This window comes from Corallincola platygyrae (assembly GCF_039544265.1).
GTDB lineage: Bacteria > Pseudomonadota > Gammaproteobacteria > Enterobacterales > Neiellaceae > Corallincola > Corallincola platygyrae.
This window is the reverse complement of the sequence record NZ_BAABLI010000015.1, coordinates 183174-201680: the sequence shown is the minus strand read 5'-3', so window position 1 is coordinate 201680 and position 18507 is coordinate 183174. Positions and strand designations below refer to the sequence as shown.

General features: G+C 49.7%; 10 protein-coding genes. 4 read left to right on the top strand and 6 right to left on the bottom strand.

Annotated elements, in window-relative coordinates; all coding sequences use genetic code 11:
• The first annotated feature begins 190 nt into the window (after positions 1 to 190).
• Positions 191 to 973 carry a class I SAM-dependent methyltransferase gene (locus ABEA14_RS13590; protein WP_345340571.1) on the top strand — a complete coding sequence of 261 codons (783 nt, stop codon included), beginning with the start codon at positions 191 to 193 and terminating at the stop codon, positions 971 to 973.
• 89 nt (positions 974 to 1062) lie between these two features.
• Here the strand turns inward: ABEA14_RS13590 and ABEA14_RS13585 are convergent, their stop codons facing one another.
• The 3 genes from ABEA14_RS13585 to ABEA14_RS13575 all read right to left on the bottom strand — a co-directional run bounded on the left by ABEA14_RS13585 (position 1063) and on the right by ABEA14_RS13575 (position 9275).
• The gene (locus ABEA14_RS13585) at positions 1063 to 5121 is read right to left on the bottom strand and encodes a carbohydrate binding domain-containing protein (RefSeq protein WP_345340570.1); all 4059 of its coding nucleotides are present in this window, start codon (positions 5119 to 5121) and stop codon (positions 1063 to 1065) included.
• Between the two features lie 183 nt (positions 5122 to 5304).
• Positions 5305 to 8130, bottom strand: coding sequence for an alpha amylase C-terminal domain-containing protein (locus ABEA14_RS13580; protein WP_345340569.1), 2826 nt, complete (start codon positions 8128 to 8130; stop codon positions 5305 to 5307).
• A 509-nt stretch (positions 8131 to 8639) separates the two neighbouring features.
• Positions 8640 to 9275 (bottom strand): TetR/AcrR family transcriptional regulator, encoded by a 636-nt coding sequence (locus ABEA14_RS13575; protein WP_345340568.1) that lies wholly within the window; start codon positions 9273 to 9275, stop codon positions 8640 to 8642.
• 172 nt (positions 9276 to 9447) lie between these two features.
• Between ABEA14_RS13575 and ABEA14_RS13570 the strand changes: the two genes are divergently transcribed.
• Positions 9448 to 11262 carry a DUF885 domain-containing protein gene (locus tag ABEA14_RS13570; protein ID WP_345340567.1) on the top strand — a complete coding sequence of 605 codons (1815 nt, stop codon included), beginning with the start codon at positions 9448 to 9450 and terminating at the stop codon, positions 11260 to 11262.
• Positions 11263 to 11496: 234 nt separating this feature from the next.
• The gene (locus ABEA14_RS13565) at positions 11497 to 11985 is read left to right on the top strand and encodes a PEP-CTERM sorting domain-containing protein (protein WP_345340566.1); all 489 of its coding nucleotides are present in this window, start codon (positions 11497 to 11499) and stop codon (positions 11983 to 11985) included.
• A gap of 85 nt (positions 11986 to 12070) precedes the next feature.
• Here ABEA14_RS13565 and ABEA14_RS13560 read toward each other — a convergent pair whose 3' ends face one another.
• From ABEA14_RS13560 to ABEA14_RS13550, 3 genes are all read right to left on the bottom strand, one after another.
• Entirely contained in the window at positions 12071 to 13744 is a 1674-nt protein-coding gene (locus tag ABEA14_RS13560) for a methyl-accepting chemotaxis protein (protein WP_345340565.1), read from the bottom strand.
• Between the two features lie 368 nt (positions 13745 to 14112).
• The gene (locus ABEA14_RS13555; RefSeq protein ID WP_345340564.1) at positions 14113 to 15786 is read right to left on the bottom strand and encodes a methyl-accepting chemotaxis protein; all 1674 of its coding nucleotides are present in this window, start codon (positions 15784 to 15786) and stop codon (positions 14113 to 14115) included.
• A gap of 131 nt (positions 15787 to 15917) precedes the next feature.
• A complete protein-coding gene (locus tag ABEA14_RS13550; protein WP_345340563.1) occupies positions 15918 to 16925 on the bottom strand; it encodes an ABC transporter substrate-binding protein in 1008 nt (335 codons plus the stop codon).
• A gap of 528 nt (positions 16926 to 17453) precedes the next feature.
• Here ABEA14_RS13550 and ABEA14_RS13545 point away from each other — a divergent pair.
• Positions 17454 to 18500, top strand: a complete 1047-nt coding sequence (locus ABEA14_RS13545; RefSeq protein ID WP_345340562.1) for a sensor histidine kinase — start codon at positions 17454 to 17456, stop codon at positions 18498 to 18500.
• The last annotated feature ends 7 nt before the right edge of the window (positions 18501 to 18507 follow it).

Below are 18507 nucleotides of genomic sequence, written 5' to 3'. Positions count from 1 at the left end.
ACGCTAAGTTGGACTGATACCTAAACGCTGAGAAGTGTTCACAAAATAATCAAACAGCGCCTACGGAGCAATTAAACCCATGTTAAAAAACAATCAAATGTGACCGCTATCATCATTTAATTTTTACTCATGTAATTGAACATGCAGTTGCTTTGTCCCAATATCCGTTTCTCAACCAAGGGAACATGTGATGACTGACTACCTCGCCACCAATCGAAACGCCTGGAATGCCAGAGCGGCGATCCACCTGAAGTCGGAGTTTTACCAACTCGACCGTTTTTTGGCCGGAGAGAGCTCGCTCAGTGAGATAGAGCAAAGGCATCTGGGACCTATTGATGGACACAAACTGCTGCACCTGCAGTGCCATTTTGGCCAGGACACCCTGTCGCTGGCACGCTTGGGCGCGCACGTCACGGGCGTTGATTTGTCGGAAGTGGCCATTGATCGCGCCCGCAAACTGGCGACACAAACTCAACTGGAAGCGCAGTTTATCTGCCAGGACCTCTACAGCTTTGGTGAAAAGGCTACGCCCGAGTTCGATCAGGTGTTTACCAGTTACGGCGTGGTTTGCTGGTTGCCAGATATCGAGCGCTGGGCGCAGACGGTGGCTGCCAGCCTCAAACCTGGTGGCAAGTTTTACATAGCGGAATTTCATCCCATCTATGACCTAATAGCAGGCTATAGCTACTTCCACCATGAACAACCCGATGTCGAGGAAGAGGTCAGTTATGGTGATGACAAGTCCAATCCCGAGGCGGCCAAACAGACCATCATGGTTTGGTCTCATCCACTCAGCGATGTGATCAACGCGCTGATACGCGCTGGTATTCGCATCGACGAGTTGCACGAATATCCCTATTCGCCCTACCCCTGTTTTGACAAACTGGAGGAGCGAGAATCTGGGCGTTTTTACCTGCAGGGCCATAAACATGACGTCCCTTTGGTATATGTCATTAAGGGGACTAAAACCTGAATGTCAGTCTTGTTGAAACAAGGCCCCTGCAGATAAGTGCAGGGGCCCTATATCGTTCAACTTAACTAACCGTTAAGCCTCATTCACTATCAGTACATGCTGACCGAGTAACTCATAGTTTGGTCATTCACGGTAATCACGTAGAGGCCGGTAACACTGGTGTAGATATCATTACCAGTTTGCTCCAATACGCCATCACTGTTGTTGTCACCATAGTTCTGAGACCAGTCACCATTTACATCAAACTTAAAACGCTGATCGGCCTGGCCATCAAAATCCACTTCCAGTTGCCATGTGTTATCGGCAATCAGGGTCATGGCGGACGTTCCCCAGTTATTGGCTGTACCGCGGAAATAGAGTTGTGCAAAGTTGCTCTGATATGACGTGCAGTCAGTGCAACCTTCCATCGGCGTGATGTCGTAGGTCATGTTGGCATCGTTCAGCGTGACCAGATAACTACCGTTGACATCGGTGAAGATGTCTCCGCCGGTCTGCTCCAGAATGCCATCAGCATTTGTGTCACCGTAGTTCTGTGACCAATCGCCGTTCACATCAAACTTAAAGCGTTGGTTGGCCTGACCATCAAAGTTCACTTCAAGCTGCCAGGTGTTGTTAGCCACCAGCGTCATCGCTGAAGCAGCCCAGCCATTTGGCGTACCGCGGAAATGCATCTGATTGAAATTAGATTCATAGCCACCGCTCTGTACTGTCAGGGTTACCTGAGCTGTGCCGGTTGCGCCGTCATCATCAGTCACAGTCACACCAATGGTGCTGGTGGTATCAACAGTGACAGTGATAGATGAGGTGGTTTCCCCCGTGGTCCACAGATAGCTGGCAATACTGCCATCAGTGTCGCTCGAACCTGCCGCACTCAAGGTAACACTGGTGCCCGGCGCAACTGTCTGGTCTCCCGGAGAGATCACAGCGACAGGCGCTTGGTTAACAATGGCAGTCAGCGTCACTGAAGCAGTGTCAGAATCTCCATCGTTATCAGTAACAGTCAGCGAAACTACCTGGGTTTGATCCACAGTGACGGTAATGCTCTGAGAGGTTTCACCCGTGCTCCACAGATAGCTCTCAATGGTGCCATCCGGATCACTTGAGTTAGTCGCACTCAAGGTCACTTGCGTACCGGCTTCAACAGATTGGCTACCAGGAGAAATAGCTGCCACTGGTGGCTGATTCACAGGTCCAATATCTGGCGCACCCGCACTGATAGTACCCGCAGAAAGTGACCAGGTACCTTCGCCAACGGAATAGTTCTGACCTCCGTTGTTGTCCCAGGCACCACTACAGTTATTGGTGACAAACTCGAGGTCCTGATCGCTGTCCAGGTCGATAGTGGCGCGGAACCAGTCACTGCCCACACTTTCCATCGCATCACCCGGCGCCGTGGTCCAGGTCTGTGCACCATCAGTGGTGTAGTGGATGCACACTTGCCCCCAGTTATTGGTGTCTTGGTAGTACACGGTAGAGCTAACCGTTTGCCCCAGAATACGCATAGTCACGCTGGTGGTAGCAGTAGAGCCGAGGTCATCAGTCACAGTGACGGTGTAAGTTGTCTTCTCATTCACTGTCACCTGGATCTCAGGTGTCGTCTCTCCTGTGCTCCACTCATAGGCAACGATTGAACCATCTTCGTCAGTGGAACCCGCAGCACTCAGCGTCAACTGAGTACCCAACTCAACTTCCTGGCTGTCAGGTGAAATGACTGCGACAGGACGTTTGTTGCCCGGAATGAAACTATCAGTAAAGAACGCAGGTTCACCGGCGATATCGCCATTAACGTCTTCAACCAGCTTGCCGCCTTCATTCTTGAAGCGGCCAGCGCCGACGTATACCTGCTGGATATCACTGCGAGTCACATTGCCCTTGGCATCGACGGCTTCAACATAGTAATCGAGCAGCTGTTCCTGGTACTGGTCCAGATAGGTGTAGTAGAGGTTACCGATCTTCTCGGCAGGCACGACATCAAACATCTCTTTGCCTGAAGGCTGCCACTCAACACCATTGATATCTGGCGCCAAGTCACGAACCTGCATGCTGTAGCTCTGCCATGCTCCCACTTTAGATGGATCTACATCTGGATCCGCACTGTGGGCAGAAGGGTCATAAAGCTTAAAGGTTTTATCTTTGGCATCAGCCCATTTGTCTTTGTGGACTCGCACCTTCACCTTGATGTCCTGAATGCCACTGACATCAAATGCGTAGGTATAGATAGCAAACTTGGTGTCGGCGTAAAGCGCTGCCCAACCTTCCGCTTTACCTTTGTTCGCGCTGCCTGGATTGTACGGATAACGCTGTGGCCACCACACCGAAGGACCAGTCTGGTCTTTGGTGATATTGGCTTCCACGTAAGGGGTGGTGAAGTGCAACGACTGGTTGAACGAAATCGTAGGTTTAACACCGTCATCAACGTTTTCGTCGTAGTAACCAAAGCCTGAGTCAATCGAGGCGATCAGGAAGTACCAGCCCAGCTCTGCCGGGTTAGCACCGCCGGCATAGTTGTTGGCAGCATCACCTTTGACAGGATAAGAGAGCATCCAGGGGTTGAGCTGGTTACCTTGATAAGTTACTTCATGATCCAGCGCAGTCGTTGGAGACCAGTAGTTCGGGTTGTCATTCAACCAGATCTGTTCTGCAGTTTTGGCATAGTTTTCTGCCGCCTGCAGCAGTGCAAAGTTACGTTCGAGATAGTGATAACCCATCTCCAGCGACACCATGTGCTGGCGGTCAGCAGTAAACTCAGTGCCATTTACACGGTTGAAGTCGGCCATTTGACCGGCCCAAACTCCCATCGGCAGATGCCAGTGATACCAGGTCGGATCCGCGGATGAATCACGGGTATCGATCCAGGAGCCATCTTGGACGTGCACAACATCGTCGGCCGGGATTGGATGGGCTCTCAGGTATTCTTCAACACCTTTGCCTGTCACACCGGAATCAGCATAAGTAACGTTACCTGAGTTTGCCCAGGTACCGCCGTCACCGGCACGGCCTGAAGAGTTGTCACCATCATGGGCGATAACAAAGTATTGGGTGCGGCCCAAGTTGGCGGCATCCAACTCAAATGGCTTCAACGCCGCAGCAGTGACACTGCCCTGATAGCCCTCTTCCCATGAAGAAGCCTGCTCAACCGGAATACCAGCCACTTTGTGTTGCTCGCCGGTTTCTGGATCCACGTATTGGACCCAGTGTGGGATCGACGCAAAAGGAAACTTGTTCTGGGTTACCTGCTGCTCATTGAACATAGGTATCGACACCCAATCACCGACATTACTGACGTTCTGCAGATCCGCGCGGTTTGGTGGCGAAACCATGGTATCGACACCCGGATCGTTCAAGTACGGGTAGTCGCGCAGCGTACGGGAGTAATGCACGTTGCCCAATACGGACCACTCAATACCCAGCTTGGTCAGTACCGGAATAATGCGTTCAGAAAAGCCCAGTTCCGTTGGGAAAAAGCCCTTCGATGATTTAAATGAGTCACCCAGGAAATATGGCTGAGCCAAGGTGACATTCTGATAGATAAGATCTTTAAGGAAGTAGTCATTACCCACCAGCGGTCCCATTGAATGGTGACCAGAGAAGTGGATCGTATCTAGCGAATTAAAACCATTGGTCGTCTTGGTGCTTTGCTGGGTGTTACGCCAGTAATCACCCCAACCACTGTAATAGTGCTCACCCAACAGGCCTAGCTCGGTGAAGCTCTGCACGTTATTGATCACCGATGCTGACATGGTGACATGGGTCTGGCTCAGCGGATGATTGTTGCGGTTGTTCTTCGCCGTATCTGCCGGCCAGCTTTGGTAAGCGCCGTACTTGGCATGATGTGAATAGTACGCTACCAGGTCATCATGAGGCATGGGTGCGCCACTGCCCGGTATGAAGAAGGTGTAATTGGGTGGCGGGTTTTGTTTCAGGTTAATGACCTGTCCGTCGTAGGTATAACGGATAGGTGAGCCCACCGGCAGCGCCTCGTACTTGCTGACATCATAGTAGGGCCAGAAGTTAGGCATGTGGTTGTGGTAAATATGGGTGGCCGCGATCTCCGCATGGGAGATTGGCGCACCCGCCAGTCCTATTCCTACACCCAAGGCCAGCGACAGGGCGCTGCGCTTGAGGAAGGTATTGTTCTTAGTTTTCATCGCTTTTCTCTTTCAGTTGACCAACTTAGGGTCCACTGCCCCGCGCCTTCTCTGCTGGCAAAAACTTCATCCTTGCACTGAATTCAGGGCGATCGAACCCGACTGCAGCTAATCGCAGTGTGTTTCCAGATTTAGTTGCCGCCCTCTCGCCTTAAGCAAAGAGGGCGACGTTGGGGAGAGCGTTTACTGAGTCGACAGGCTGTAGGTCATGTCGGCATCATTGACGGTCAATACCAGGGTGCCAGTGACATTGGTGTAGATATCAGCACCAGTCTGATCCAACACACCATCATCATTGTTGTCACCGAAGTTGTAACTCCAGTCACCGTGCACATCGATCTTGAAGCGCTGGTCTTGCTGACCATCAAAGTCGATAGTTAACTGCCAGGTATTGTCAGCAACCAGATTCATTGCTGTCGCAACCCAACCATTTGGCGTGCCACGGAAGAAGAGTGTGTCAAAGTTGCTGGTGAAGTTCTGACAGTCAGGTGCACAATCCACAGGCACGATGCTGTATGTCATATCAGCGTCATTTACTGTGATCAGATAGTCGCCAGTCACGTCAGTAAAAATGTCACCACCGGTTTGTTCCAAGGTACCGTCTGCATTGTTGTCACCGTAGTTCTGACTCCAATCACCAAACACATCCAACTTGAAGCGCTGGTCCTGCTGACCATCAAAGTTCACTTGGATCTGCCAGGTGTAGTCGGCAACCAGTGTCATCGCACTAGCGGTCCAGCCGTTAGGCGTGCCACGGAAGTTCAAAGAAGGCAGATTGCTTTCAAACACACCCGGGTCAACCACGGTCACGGTTGCAGTGGCTGTGTCAGTCTGGCCAGCGGTATCAATTACGGTCACAGAAACCAGCTCTGTACCTAGCTGATTGAAGGTAACCGTCGCTGAATCTGCGCTGTCGCCGGTGCTCCAGTCGTAGCCCGCAATGCCTTTATCATCGGTAGAGCCGGTTGCACTGAATACAACAGAGTCGCCTACATTCACTGTCACTTCGGTTGGGTTGATAACCGCCACTGGTGCTTCATCAATGCCATCAACCAGCTCCAACTCGTAGGTCATCGTGCTGTCATCCACACGAACAATGTATGTGCCTGCTACATCAGTGAAGATGTCATCACCGGTTTGTTCCAGGGTGCCATCAGCATTGTTATCGCCGTAGTTAACGGTCCAGTCACCATGAACATCCAGCTTAAAGCGCTGTTCGGCTTGGCCATCAAACTCCACCGTCGCTTCCCAGGTATTATCGGCAACACAGCTCATCGCCGTGTTAGTCCAACCGTTGGCTGTACCACGGAAGTTCAGTGATGCCAGGTTACATACTGGTGGGGTATCACCGACTTGGATTTTCACCTCAGCGGTGTCAGTCAAACCATCATTGTCTGTCACAGTGACGCTGAAGGTTTGCAGCCCTTCAACACTCAGAGTTTCAGTGATAGACGCAGTGGTTGCTCCAGTGTTCCAGAGGTAAGACTCAATCACGCCATCAGGATCGGTCGAAGAAGACGCATCCAGTGTGACGGTTGTGCCAACGGCAACCTGAGTAGGTGCTCCGGTGATCACAGCAGTCGGCTTCTCTCCGTTAGGCTCCATAAAGCCAACATGGATCGCTGCAGCAGCATAACCACCTACGGTGATGCTTGCCTGGCCTTGAGCGTTTACGTCGATGATATTGCCATCACACTCGTTAGCATGAGAAAGTACATCACAGTAACGGCCTTCCGCGAGGCCTGTACTGAAAGTACGCGTCAGACTGTCGCCCTGGTTATTGATGACCACAAAGCCTCGGTCACCACGGCTAAACGCGATTTGGTTGTTGCCGTTGTCCCACCAGTTAGCCACAGGCGCATTACCTGCTTGGTTGCGGAAGTTAACCATATTGGCGATATTGCCCCAGCGGTGCTGACAAACCCATTCACTGCTGTCGCAATCTACCGTGCCACTTGGGCGACCGGCATCACCATCATGGTGGAATTCAAAACTGGTATGAATTTTTGGCGTACCAAACGGATGTGCCAGCATGAACACACTTGCCAGGTTCTGTGCGCCATTTGGTTCGTCGTAATGAATAGTGCCACCACCACCATGGCCACGTTCACGGTCATGGTTGGTAATAAATACCCATGCTTTATCACTGCTGATAGACATCCAGCTGTCGCCAAAGGTCTCCAGCCAACTCAGTTGGCCACCGACAAACACTTCTCGCATCTTGGTGGCGTAACCGAACTCGGTCAGCATGTAATCCATCCAGTTGTAATCGCTCAGGCCAACCGCATCACCGTTATCGATCACTTCAAGGAATGCCCACGGCTTACCTGCTTTATCTAGGATGGTATTCAGTTCGCTGGGACGGATAGACTTCGCCGCATCAATACGGAAACCCATAACGCCCATATCTTTCAACTTGTTCAGGTAGGCAACCAGCTTATCCTGGGTGGAAGGGTTACCCGTATTGATATCTGGCATACCGCTGAGCTGACAATTCCAAACGGATTCTTTGTCACCCCACTCAATGTCATTGAAGCAGGTGTGGAAGTCGGTGCCCCAACCATCCATGTCTGGATAGTCAGCATTGTTACTGTTCCAAACTGACCCACCACTACCCACACCCGAGCCTGCAGGATAGTTCGCCATATGGTTGATAACGGCATCGGCAATAATTTCAACACCAACGGCATTACAGCGCTGGATCATGTCACGCAGTTCGGCTTCGGTACCACTGCGACTGGTGAAATTAACGAAGCTCACTGGTTGATAGCGTACCCACCAAGCCGCGTTTTTCGGGTCGTTTGGCGCATTGACATGTTCATTGGGAGGAGAAATTTGTACTGCGTTGTAGCCTTTTGGGCCAAGGAACGTCTCACACTCATTCGCGATCTCATTCCAGGTCCATTCGAACAGGTGCACAGCCACATCATTGGCCTGCACCGGACTCGAGAGTCCAAGTACGGCAGCGGCAACAGCGCTGGCGCCTAAGGTTTTACTTAGCCTTTTCATTGTTTTCCCTTGTGTCTTTATGGTTGCAAATTCAGCGTCCAAGGGCCCCCGCCAACATACGTCGGGCCAGGGCCGGGCATTTATCCGCTACCCGCCCTTCAAAAACAGCAAAAGCTAAAATGGTAGCGTTACCATTTGACGTGCATAAAAAAGCCCCAAAGCAAGAGAAAACAGCAGCTGTAGGCCCATTGATAGATAAATATTTGTCACCACAAATCTAATGGAGAGGTGGTGAGAACGCACAAACAGCGAGGCCTGAAATTGATTTAAATCAATATTAAAGCCACTCAAAACAATGCGTTACGAATACATATTTAGCTCTATCGGCGCAACGAGCTGAACACAATGGTATGTGAGGCATCGATACGTCAAATTTATGACGCCTATAACTTAACCATAGATAGGTTGGTTTTCAACCAAAGATGTTACTCAGGCGCTCTTTATGAGATCGGTATCATAAAGAGCGGCTAACATAGTTTTAACCGCTCTATTTCTCACCACGCATTGCGCTAGATCAATGCGTGGGCTGCAGGCAGTGTCGCGAAAGGGCTTTGCGAGTTTGAGGAGGTGATAAATCGAATAGCGTTGCTGATCAGGTCGGACTTCTCTTGAGAATTCAATGGCATAGAACCGCCGAGAAGTTGCGGCCATAACGCTGTGCCATCCAGCATTCCCTGCACCTGCTTGGCAAGCGAAATTGGGTGGAGGCAATCAATGGCACCCGCATCATTGGCATCTTTCAGCCACTGTGTCAGCGGCCCTTCCTGATGATGCAGCACTTCAGTCAGCAGGCGAGCTCGCTCCGGGCAGATGATTAATTCAGGTACCGCAATACGCACCAACCAGAGAAAATCTGGATTTTCGAATAGTGCCAGCTTTTCCTCTAACAGTTGACGAAGCTGCGAGGCCAGTGGCTGATCTGGCTTAAATCGAATGGTGACATTTTGAATGCACTGCTTGGATAACTCGCCAATCAAGCGACTGAATAGCTTGTCTTTATTGGGAAAGTGGCGATATAGCGTACGTTTGGAAACGCCCGCAGCATCGGCGATCGCCTGCATTGTCGTGCCTTGAAATCCCTTGGCTTTAAACAGCTCCATTGCGGCGCTCAGGATATCCTGATGTTTAAGTACTGACAGATTCATAACGCGGCAACTGATTTAGATGTATGAAAAAACGACACATTTTGAAAAACTTTTATAGTAAACGCAATCGTTTACCGTAGTGTGTGTTGTGATATTTTTGTTAACGAATATTAGTCTCTCCCTCTAGTTTCGATGAGAGGCCACCTACAAAAATAAAACTCTAGGGAACACTATGATTAAAAAGATATTGAAATGGGTCGGTGGCGGTACCTTAACCGTTCTACTGGCTGGCGGGGCCTTTGTTGCTCACGAATGGTATGCAGAGAAGCCCGTTTTTTTCCGTGCTTTCCTTGACCGCGAACTGGTGAAGATAGCATTCGACAGTCCAGAAACTCTCACTTCACTTGGCTTTTTAGAGTCGGTGGGGATCAAAGGCCATAACGCCAAGCTGGATGATGACCGCCCAGAGAAAACCGACGAGCTGTTCGCAACGATAAAGACTTTTCGCGCAGGCCTGGACAACTACCAAGGCTTGGAAGGTCAGGAAGCTCTGTCGCAGGAGATATCTCGCTACCTACTGGACACCTTTATCGAAGCCGAGCCCTACCGTTATCACACCTACCCTGTAAATCAGCTATTTGGGATCCAAAACGGCTACCCCAGCTTTATGGAAGCGCAGCATCAGGTAAATACCGTTGAAGATGCGGAAAACTATATTGCGCGTCTCGAAGATGTAAAACGCAAATTCAGCGAAAATTTGCAGGGTCTGAAAATACGTGAAGAACGGGGCATTATTCCGCCTCGCTTCGTGATCGATCGAGTGCTCGATGAGATGAATGCGTTTGTTACTACCGAGCCCAAAAAGAACATTTTGGTTGTGTCGTTAGCAAACAAACTGGAACAGGCAGAGCAGATCCCATCGGACCAAAAAGCAAACCTGCTGGCAACGGCAGAAGCTCGTTTGACCAGCCATGTCTATCCTGCCTATCAAACCTTCATCGACTATTTCACTGTATTGGCAGGCAAAGCAGGGACAGATGACGGCTACTGGCACTTGCCAGAGGGCGATAAGGCCTACCAGCTGGCGCTGAAGATGTTTACCACTACCGACTACACGCCCGACCAACTGCACCAGTTAGGCCTGGATGAGGTTGACCGTATTCAAGCCCAGATGCTCACTATTATGGCGTTAGAAGGGATTGATATTTCCGGTGGATTTACACCCGCGATGGCAACCGTGGCCGACAAACCTGAGTTCTACTACGAAGACAGTGATGCAGGCAGAGCACAGATCCTGGTTGACTATCAGAAGATCCTGGATGAAATCGATGCGGATTTAGACCAGGCGTTTCGGATTCGCCCCAAGGCGGGTATGGAAGTGGTGCGTATTCCTGAATTTAAAGAGAAAACCTCTCCTGGCGCTTACTATCAACAACCATCTATCGACGGTACTCGACCGGGCCGCTTCTTTGCCAATCTCTATGATGTAAAAGCCACCCCCAAATACGGCATGCGCACTCTGGCCTATCACGAGGGTATTCCAGGTCATCACTTCCAAGTGGCCATCGCTATGGAGCTGGAAGGGATGCCTTTTGTACGCCGCATGGCACCTTTTACTGCTTACACCGAAGGTTGGGCGCTCTACGCTGAGCAGTTGGCTTGGGAGCTGGGTTTCCAAAATGATCCTTATGACAACCTGGGACGCCTTGGTGCCGAACTGTTCCGCGCCGTTCGTTTGGTTGTCGATACTGGCATTCACCATAAACGTTGGACCCGTGAACAAGCCATTGATTATATGGCCGCCAATACCGGCATAGCCCAAAGTGACGTCGTCTCAGAGATCGAGCGTTACATTGTAATGCCTGGCCAGGCCACTGCTTATAAAGTCGGAATGATTAAGATCCTGGAGCTAAGAGCCAAAGCTCAGTCAGCATTGGGTGACAAGTTTGATCTGAGAGATTTCCATGATGTGGTGCTGAAAAACGGTGCCGTACCGCTGGATATTCTGGAACGTCTTATCGACGAATACATCGCAACGACTGCTTAATTCGACAGGTCAGGAGTGATGGCCTCGGCTATTGCTCCTGCTTTCTTCGCTCTCCTCCGCTTTAAACCCCGTCACTCCCCACCGTTATATATTTTTACAGTCTATTTTTTAACCAAAAGTTGTAAGTCCTATAACCTCATAAAAATTAGTTGGATAACAAGCGAGGTACATTAATTGCTTCTAATGTACGGGTAGTACATGAGATCGCATTATAGATTTCAAAGGGGTGAAAAGATGAACAAGATAAAGCTGTTCGCAGTGACTGCGTTGTTGATGTTTTCCGGTATGGTACAAGCTGCCCCAATCTTTGTAGGCACCTTTCAAACCGATGACGGACCTTGGTGGACAACCAATCCACCGGTTTACTCTGCGGTAGAAGCCGCCGCCATGATTTTTGGTGGTGATGCTTCAGATTACCGCATCTCAATTTCTGACTCGATGGACCCTCTCAGCATTACGGACACAGGCTGGTACACCATCATTGGTATCGCTGGCGGCCATGAGTATGCTGATGATTACAAACTTGATCTAGGTGGCGTAGGTTATGGCGCACCAGGCTGGCAAAATGGCGATGATATATCCGCTTACACTGGTGACAATGCCTACGGCGATCAATACACCATGTATGTTTGGCGCGATAGTGTCATGGTTCCAGCACCAAAAACGTTAGCGATAATGTCGCTGTTGATGATAGGCCTTGCCGTTCGTCGCTATATCAGATGATGACTTATTGATTTTGATATAAAAAAAACACCGCTGCTAGCAGCGGTGTTTTCTATCTGGTTACCGAATATAACTACCAGATTTTTTACACTTTGAATTGTCCTACCAAAGCTTTCAGACGCTCGCCCAGCTCGGCAAGGTTTTCACTCACCTGATGGCCATTAGCTGACGCTTGTTCTGCTTCCGTTGCATTATCAGCGATCTTAATAATGCTCTGGTTGATAGATTCACCCACAGTGCTTTGCTCTTCTGACGCACTGGCGATCTGCTCATTCATCGAGCTGATCAAACCAATAGACTCAGCAATGCCTTGCAGAGCCTGCGTCGCCGCTTCCGCTCGCTCAACCGCGGTCTCCCCCGCAGCACGACTCAAACTCATGGTACGAATCGCATCCTGTGAGCCTGCTTGCAGACGTTCTATCATCTCCTGGATCTCTGCGGTGCTATCCTGAGTGCGCTTGGCCAACGAACGTACCTCATCCGCTACCACAGCAAAGCCCCTGCCCTGTTCGCCAGCACGGGCCGCCTCAATCGCCGCATTCAACGCCAGTAAGTTGGTTTGTTCGGCAATACTTCGGATGACATCCAACACGCTCACAATAGCTTCTACATCGTTAGCCAGAGTTTCAATCGCCGACGCACTATGGCCGATTTCACTTTCCAACTGATTGATAGCACTGGCTGTATCAGACACCACATGCTGTGCCTCTGCGCCACCTTGGTCAGCTTGAGCTGCCGCTCTGGCAGCGTCTTCCGCTGAACGTGCCACTTCCGCGGACGAGGCACTCATTTCGTTCATGGCGGTGGCGACTAGGTCTGTCTCTTCTTTCTGGGTCTGAATGGAGTGTTTGGTATCGGAGGAGATCGTGGCCATCTTGACACTGGTATCCGTCAGTTCAGCGACAGAAGCACCAATATCGGAAACCGTTTTATGCACTTTCTCGACGAAGGCGTTAAACGCATCAGCCAAAGCACCTAACTCATCATCACGCAGTTTAACCAAGCGCTGAGTCAGATCGCCATCGCCTTCGGCGATCTCCAGCATTCGGTCTTTCACTTTGGTGATACGTGCCGTTAGCCTGCCGGACACCACCAGTACAAAACCAAAAGCGATCGCTAATACGACACCCGCAACAACAAAGTAAGCAATGATAATTGATGTTTTATCCTCCGCTTGCTGTGCTTCCAGTTCTGCCACTTTAGTGTCGATATGGTCGATATAGGTACCGACACCAATCATCCAGTTCAACTCTGGTATCCCTTCAGCATAACTAACTTTCAGTTTAGGAACGCTTTCACCTGGCTTAGGGAAACTATAAAAAACGTACCCCCCACCTCTTTTTGCAGCAGCGATGAGGTCCTTGATTAGTGCCACCCCGTCGCTGTCTTTTAGACCAATGAAATTATCACCCTTGCCCTTCTCACTCAGTCCGAGAAAAAGCCGAACCCCCTGATAGTCATACCCAAACAGGTAACCATCTTTGCCAAATTTGGCATGTTTGAGCAGCGCTTCAACGCGCTCCGCTTTTTGCGATTTGTCGAGCGAGCTGTCCTCTAGTATCGGCGCAGCCATCGCTTTGGTACTTTCAACAATATCTCGCAGCTTCTGCTTTTCACTCTCTAGTATCGTGTTGCGTGCATCTTCCACATTGGCTGCGGAAATCTTATTGATCTGATGTAAGGTCAGAACGGTCGACACAAGAAACATGCCCAATGTTGGTAACAAGGCTAACATCAGCATCTTACTGCGCATTGTCATAGTAATTTGTTCCCTAAATATCTAGTGTTCAGATCTGATGGGCTTTTCAATACTCAGCCCATATTAATCGCCATTGATTACGTCGCTGGATAGATGAGACATCAGCTCAAACCGAACCAACTGGTGCTGCTAAATTCTTCTGTTTTTTCTGACTACGATTCCGCTGTTCAGCAAATTTTGAAATCAATTTGAATAGTACAGCGTCAACGCCCAATCAGTCGGAGTTTAATCTTCTAATTCAACAAAGTAACCAGTATATGAAAGAGGCAGATTTCGATAGGGATGCGCTTCACACATCAACAGAATGGAGAGTGATATTGAGCCCGAACCTGAACTTGATCGGACCGGACTCAACACCAAATAGGAGTTTATACTTTGAACTGGCCAACCAGTACTTTCAGGCGTTCACCCAAATCTGCCAGATTCTCACTCACTTGATGACCATTTGCCGATGCCAGCTCCGCTTCCGTGGCGTTATCAGCAATCTTAATAATGCTCTGATTAATCGACTCACCCACGGTACTTTGCTCTTCCGAAGCACTGGCGATCTGTTCATTCATTGAACTGATTAAACCAATTGATTCGGCGATGCCCTGCAGTGCCTGCGTTGCTGCTTCAGCTCGTTCAACCGCGGTTTCGCCCGCCGCACGGCTCAGGCCCATAGTGCGGATTGCATCCTGCGAGCCCGCTTGCAAGCGTTCAATCATCTCCTGGATCTCAGCAGTGCTGTCCTGAGTGCGCTTCGCCAATGAGCGCACTTCATCCGCAACCACAGCAAAACCTCTGCCCTGTTCACCGGCGCGAGCCGCTTCAATGGCCGCATTCAAAGCCAACAGGTTAGTCTGTTCGGCAATACTGCGGATCACATCCAACACGCTGACAATCGCGTCTACATCATTAGCCAGAGTTTCAATCGCCGACGCACTATGGCCAATCTCACTTTCAAGCTGATGAATAGCGTTGGCCGTATCAGAAACCACATGCTGAGCTTCAGCACCGCCTTGATCTGCCTGAGCAGCCGCTCTGGCGGCATCTTCAGCCGAGCGGGCAACTTCCGCAGATGAAGCGCTCATCTCATTCATCGCGGTGGCCACCAGATCCGTTTCCTCTTTCTGGGTTTGAATAGAGTGTTTGGTATCTGAAGAAATGGTGGCCATCTTCACGCTGGTATCGGTCAGCTCCGCAACCGAACTACCAATTTCCGAGACGGTTTTGTGGACCTTATCAACAAAGGCATTAAATGCATCCGCCAAAGCACCCAGCTCATCGTCACGCATTTTTACCAATCGCTGGGTCAGGTCGCCATCCCCTTCAGAGATCTCCAACATCCTGTCTTTCACACGTGTAATGCGGTCTGTCAGTCGCTGGGTCACCATCAGAACAAAGACTAGGGCTATCGCCAAAACCAAGCCGGCAATAACAAAATAGATAACCAATGTGCTGGCTATTTGCTCAGACTGCTGCTGTTCAAGTTCTGCCACCTTGTTATCGATATGGTCGATATAAGTGCCTACACCGATCATCCAGTTAAACTCAGGGATCGCTTCGGCATAGCTAACTTTAGGCTTGGGAATATTCTCTCCAGGTTTTGGGTAGCTGTAAAATACGTAATCGCCCCCTTTCTTGGCAGCGTTTATAAGCTCCTGAATGAAAGCAACACCATCGCTGTCTTTAAGGTTGAAAAAGCTGTCACCTATTCCTTTCTGGCTTAGCCCCGAGAAAACTCTTATTCCATTGAAGTCATAACTAAACAAATAGCCATCAGGACCAAATTGAGCACTCGAAAGAAGCTTGGTGATCGACTCCTTTTTTTGTTCAGGGCTCAGATTATTGTCTTTGAGAATGGGTTCAGCGATACCTTTAGCACTCTCCACTAAGTCTCGAAGCTTTCGTTTTTCCCCCTCTAAGATAGTGGAGCGCGCATCTTCGACATTCGCCGCTGAGATCTTGTTTATTTCGTAGATGGTGAGGAAAGTAGAAACGAGAAACATGCCCAAGGTTGGTAGCAGTGCCAACAGTAGCATTTTACTACGCATGGTCATAAAAACGTGCTCCAGGGTTATGAGGCTTCCTGCAGGAACGAACCTCGAAGCAACTCCAGCGAAGAGGTAAATTAACGTGCTCTAATGTATTTAGCAGTTAATACAAAAAAATGACAAAACGAAATTAGACATTAGTCGACAAAGCGGGCCACTTGCTTAATCTTGTCTGGCAATATGATTTGCCACTTTTCCAACTGAGCACGACTGAAGACAAAGCTTCCCTGGGCGACACTGGCAGGGAAATGGCTCACTGGACGCCGATTCAAAATCAATAATGCTCGTCTCGCTGCTTCACTCCCCTGGGATTCCGCTGACATAACTAGGCCACCAATCGTGCCATTGGCTCCGATAGCAAAATCCCAAAAACAGAACAGAGGTAGTGCCGAATGAGAGGAAGTCCAGCTAAGTAGTGCGCGATCGTGAACTATGCCGCCAGCCTCCGCAGAAACCGACTGATAGAGGCCGACAATAACTGCATCAAATCCCTGTTCTTTTGCTGCCAGCACCGCCGCTTTCCAACTATTCTCGTCAGCAATTAATCTATGTTCCAACTCAATGCCATTCACAGTGGGGTTGGTCTCACCGGCAAACGATTGCTCGATAACTCGCTGCGCGGTACCACTGTTGTCCCATAACACCAACACTCGCTTGGGAGGAATAGTAAGTAAAGTTGTAAGAAATGCGATACCACGCTTAAACAGCGGCCGTTCAATAAACCCGGTCAGCCATTCCGACCGAAGCAATCCATAACTTCTGGCATCTGCATTGACCCCGAAATAGACCGTTGGCACCTTAGTCTCAGCAATTCTTACCGCCAACCGGGCTACCGCCTCATCATCAGCAATGATAACCAGATCAGGTTTAATCTCATTGAAGCGGGCCCAAGCCGTTTCGGCGTTTTCATCGACTTTCTCAGAGGGAAGTTGTTTGGCATTCAGAGACAGGTAATAGAGATCAGCTTTGCCAGCCAGCGTGGCTTCAAGGCCAGCCCGGTACTTTTCTACCCAGGCATATTCCGGATGATAAGAGTCGATAATCAGTATGCGATGTTGTGCAAACACCGCCGAGCTTAACAGCGATAGCAATAATACTGTAGATGTCGTTAACAGCTTGAGCACTACTACCCGACGAAAAATCAAAGAGCCAACTTCCTAATCTCCACTTCAAACAGCATGAAATATGAAAAACAGTCTAATCAAATTGTTTTGGTGAACTTCTGACCTGTTTCACATTTAGTCAAGCGCGCTTACAAAACAAGCGATATTTAATGGGCCAGAACTACTTTGCCAGCCTCAGCTAGTTGGCCGAATACTGAGTTATTTGCTTTGCTTATCAAAAGCGCACACGTACGGGGCATACATTTGAGTGTCGCACTCGATATTCCACGAATTACTAGTTAGTTAAAGTCTACCCAAGGTACAGCCTTTCTGGAGACCCTGGCACTGCAACTGGATAGGGTGATCGACGCTGACTACACCTTTATTGCTAGGCTGGATAAGTCGCGTATCCTATCCCGCACCCTTTGCCTTATCGCTGATGGTAAAGTCGCCGAAAACTTTGAATACGCGCTGTAAGATACGCCCTGTGCTGATGTCAGTAACGACAATATCTGTATCTATGAAGATGATATCTGTCGACTGTTCCCCAAGGATCAGCTACTCGAGGATATGGGAATCGCGGGCTACATTGGCGCCCCTCTGCACAGCACCCAGGGTGATGTGTTCGGCATCATCGTCGCTCTCTATAAAGATCATATCGATAATGCCGAGCAAGTAGCCGCGCTATTTGAACTCTTTTCTGGGCGCATTGCAGCAGATATTGAACGCATGGAACACCAACACGCGCTGGAGCAATTGAATGTACGCCTGGAAGAGCTGGTGGCTGAACGCACGCAAGAGCTATCCGATACGCTGTCGCGACTTAAATCAAGCCAAGCCAAATTGATGGAACAGGAAAAGTTAGCCTCTCTCGGACGCTTGGTTGCGGGGGTTGCTCATGAGGTAAATACGCCGCTGGGTGTAAGCATTCTTGCTAACTCTTCAATACAGGAGAGCACAGAGACACGTCTCCAAAGACTGACACAGAACGAGCTCAAGCGCTCAGAGTTGGAGGATGCGCTGCAAAAGCTTACTGATTGTAGCCAGCTAATCGCTGAGAACCTGGAAAAATCGGCCGAGTTAGTAAGAAGCTTTAAAAAGGTCGCTGTTGTGCAGTACACGGACGAAAAGCAGAAAATATCTATTGCAGACGCCCTTCATAACCTGAGTTTAACCATGCTCGCGACTTTCAATGAGAGAGGGATAGAGCTGATCGTTGAAAACCGCAGCCACACAATTCATATCACTACCTATCCTGCGCGGCTGTTACAAGTGATTAGTAGTCTGTTGAGTAATGCGACCATTCATGGTTTTCCAAAGCGACGTGCGGGTTCACAAGTCGTACTGCGGGTGGCAAGCAACAGCGAGCAACTGACGGTAAGCATTTCAGACAACGGCGTTGGTATGGACACGTATACACGAGAGCATGCCCTGGAGCCTTTTTTCAAAGCCAACCCACAACTGGGCAGCACCGGTTTAGGCTTGAGTATCGTAAACAACCTGGTGAAAAGTGGCCTTGGGGGAGAGTTCCAACTCACCTCGACGCCCAATCAAGGCACAATGATCGCCATACAGCTCCCACTTGAGAATGATGAAACACCCACCATGGGGGAATAAAAAAGGC

What these genes read in the sequence shown, in the direction of transcription:
- ABEA14_RS13560 (WP_345340565.1), bottom strand. Translation starts at nt 13,744, where the DNA reads ATGACAATGCGCAGTAAGATGCTGATGTTAGCCTTGTTACCAACATTG.
- ABEA14_RS13570 (WP_345340567.1), top strand. Translation starts at nt 9,448, where the DNA reads ATGATTAAAAAGATATTGAAATGGGTCGGTGGCGGTACCTTAACCGTT.
- ABEA14_RS13545 (WP_345340562.1), top strand. Translation starts at nt 17,454, where the DNA reads ATGGGAATCGCGGGCTACATTGGCGCCCCTCTGCACAGCACCCAGGGT.
- ABEA14_RS13585 (WP_345340570.1), bottom strand. Translation starts at nt 5,121, where the DNA reads ATGAAAACTAAGAACAATACCTTCCTCAAGCGCAGCGCCCTGTCGCTG.
- ABEA14_RS13575 (WP_345340568.1), bottom strand. Translation starts at nt 9,275, where the DNA reads ATGAATCTGTCAGTACTTAAACATCAGGATATCCTGAGCGCCGCAATG.
- ABEA14_RS13565 (WP_345340566.1), top strand. Translation starts at nt 11,497, where the DNA reads ATGAACAAGATAAAGCTGTTCGCAGTGACTGCGTTGTTGATGTTTTCC.
- ABEA14_RS13580 (WP_345340569.1), bottom strand. Translation starts at nt 8,130, where the DNA reads ATGAAAAGGCTAAGTAAAACCTTAGGCGCCAGCGCTGTTGCCGCTGCC.
- ABEA14_RS13555 (WP_345340564.1), bottom strand. Translation starts at nt 15,786, where the DNA reads ATGACCATGCGTAGTAAAATGCTACTGTTGGCACTGCTACCAACCTTG.
- ABEA14_RS13590 (WP_345340571.1), top strand. Translation starts at nt 191, where the DNA reads ATGACTGACTACCTCGCCACCAATCGAAACGCCTGGAATGCCAGAGCG.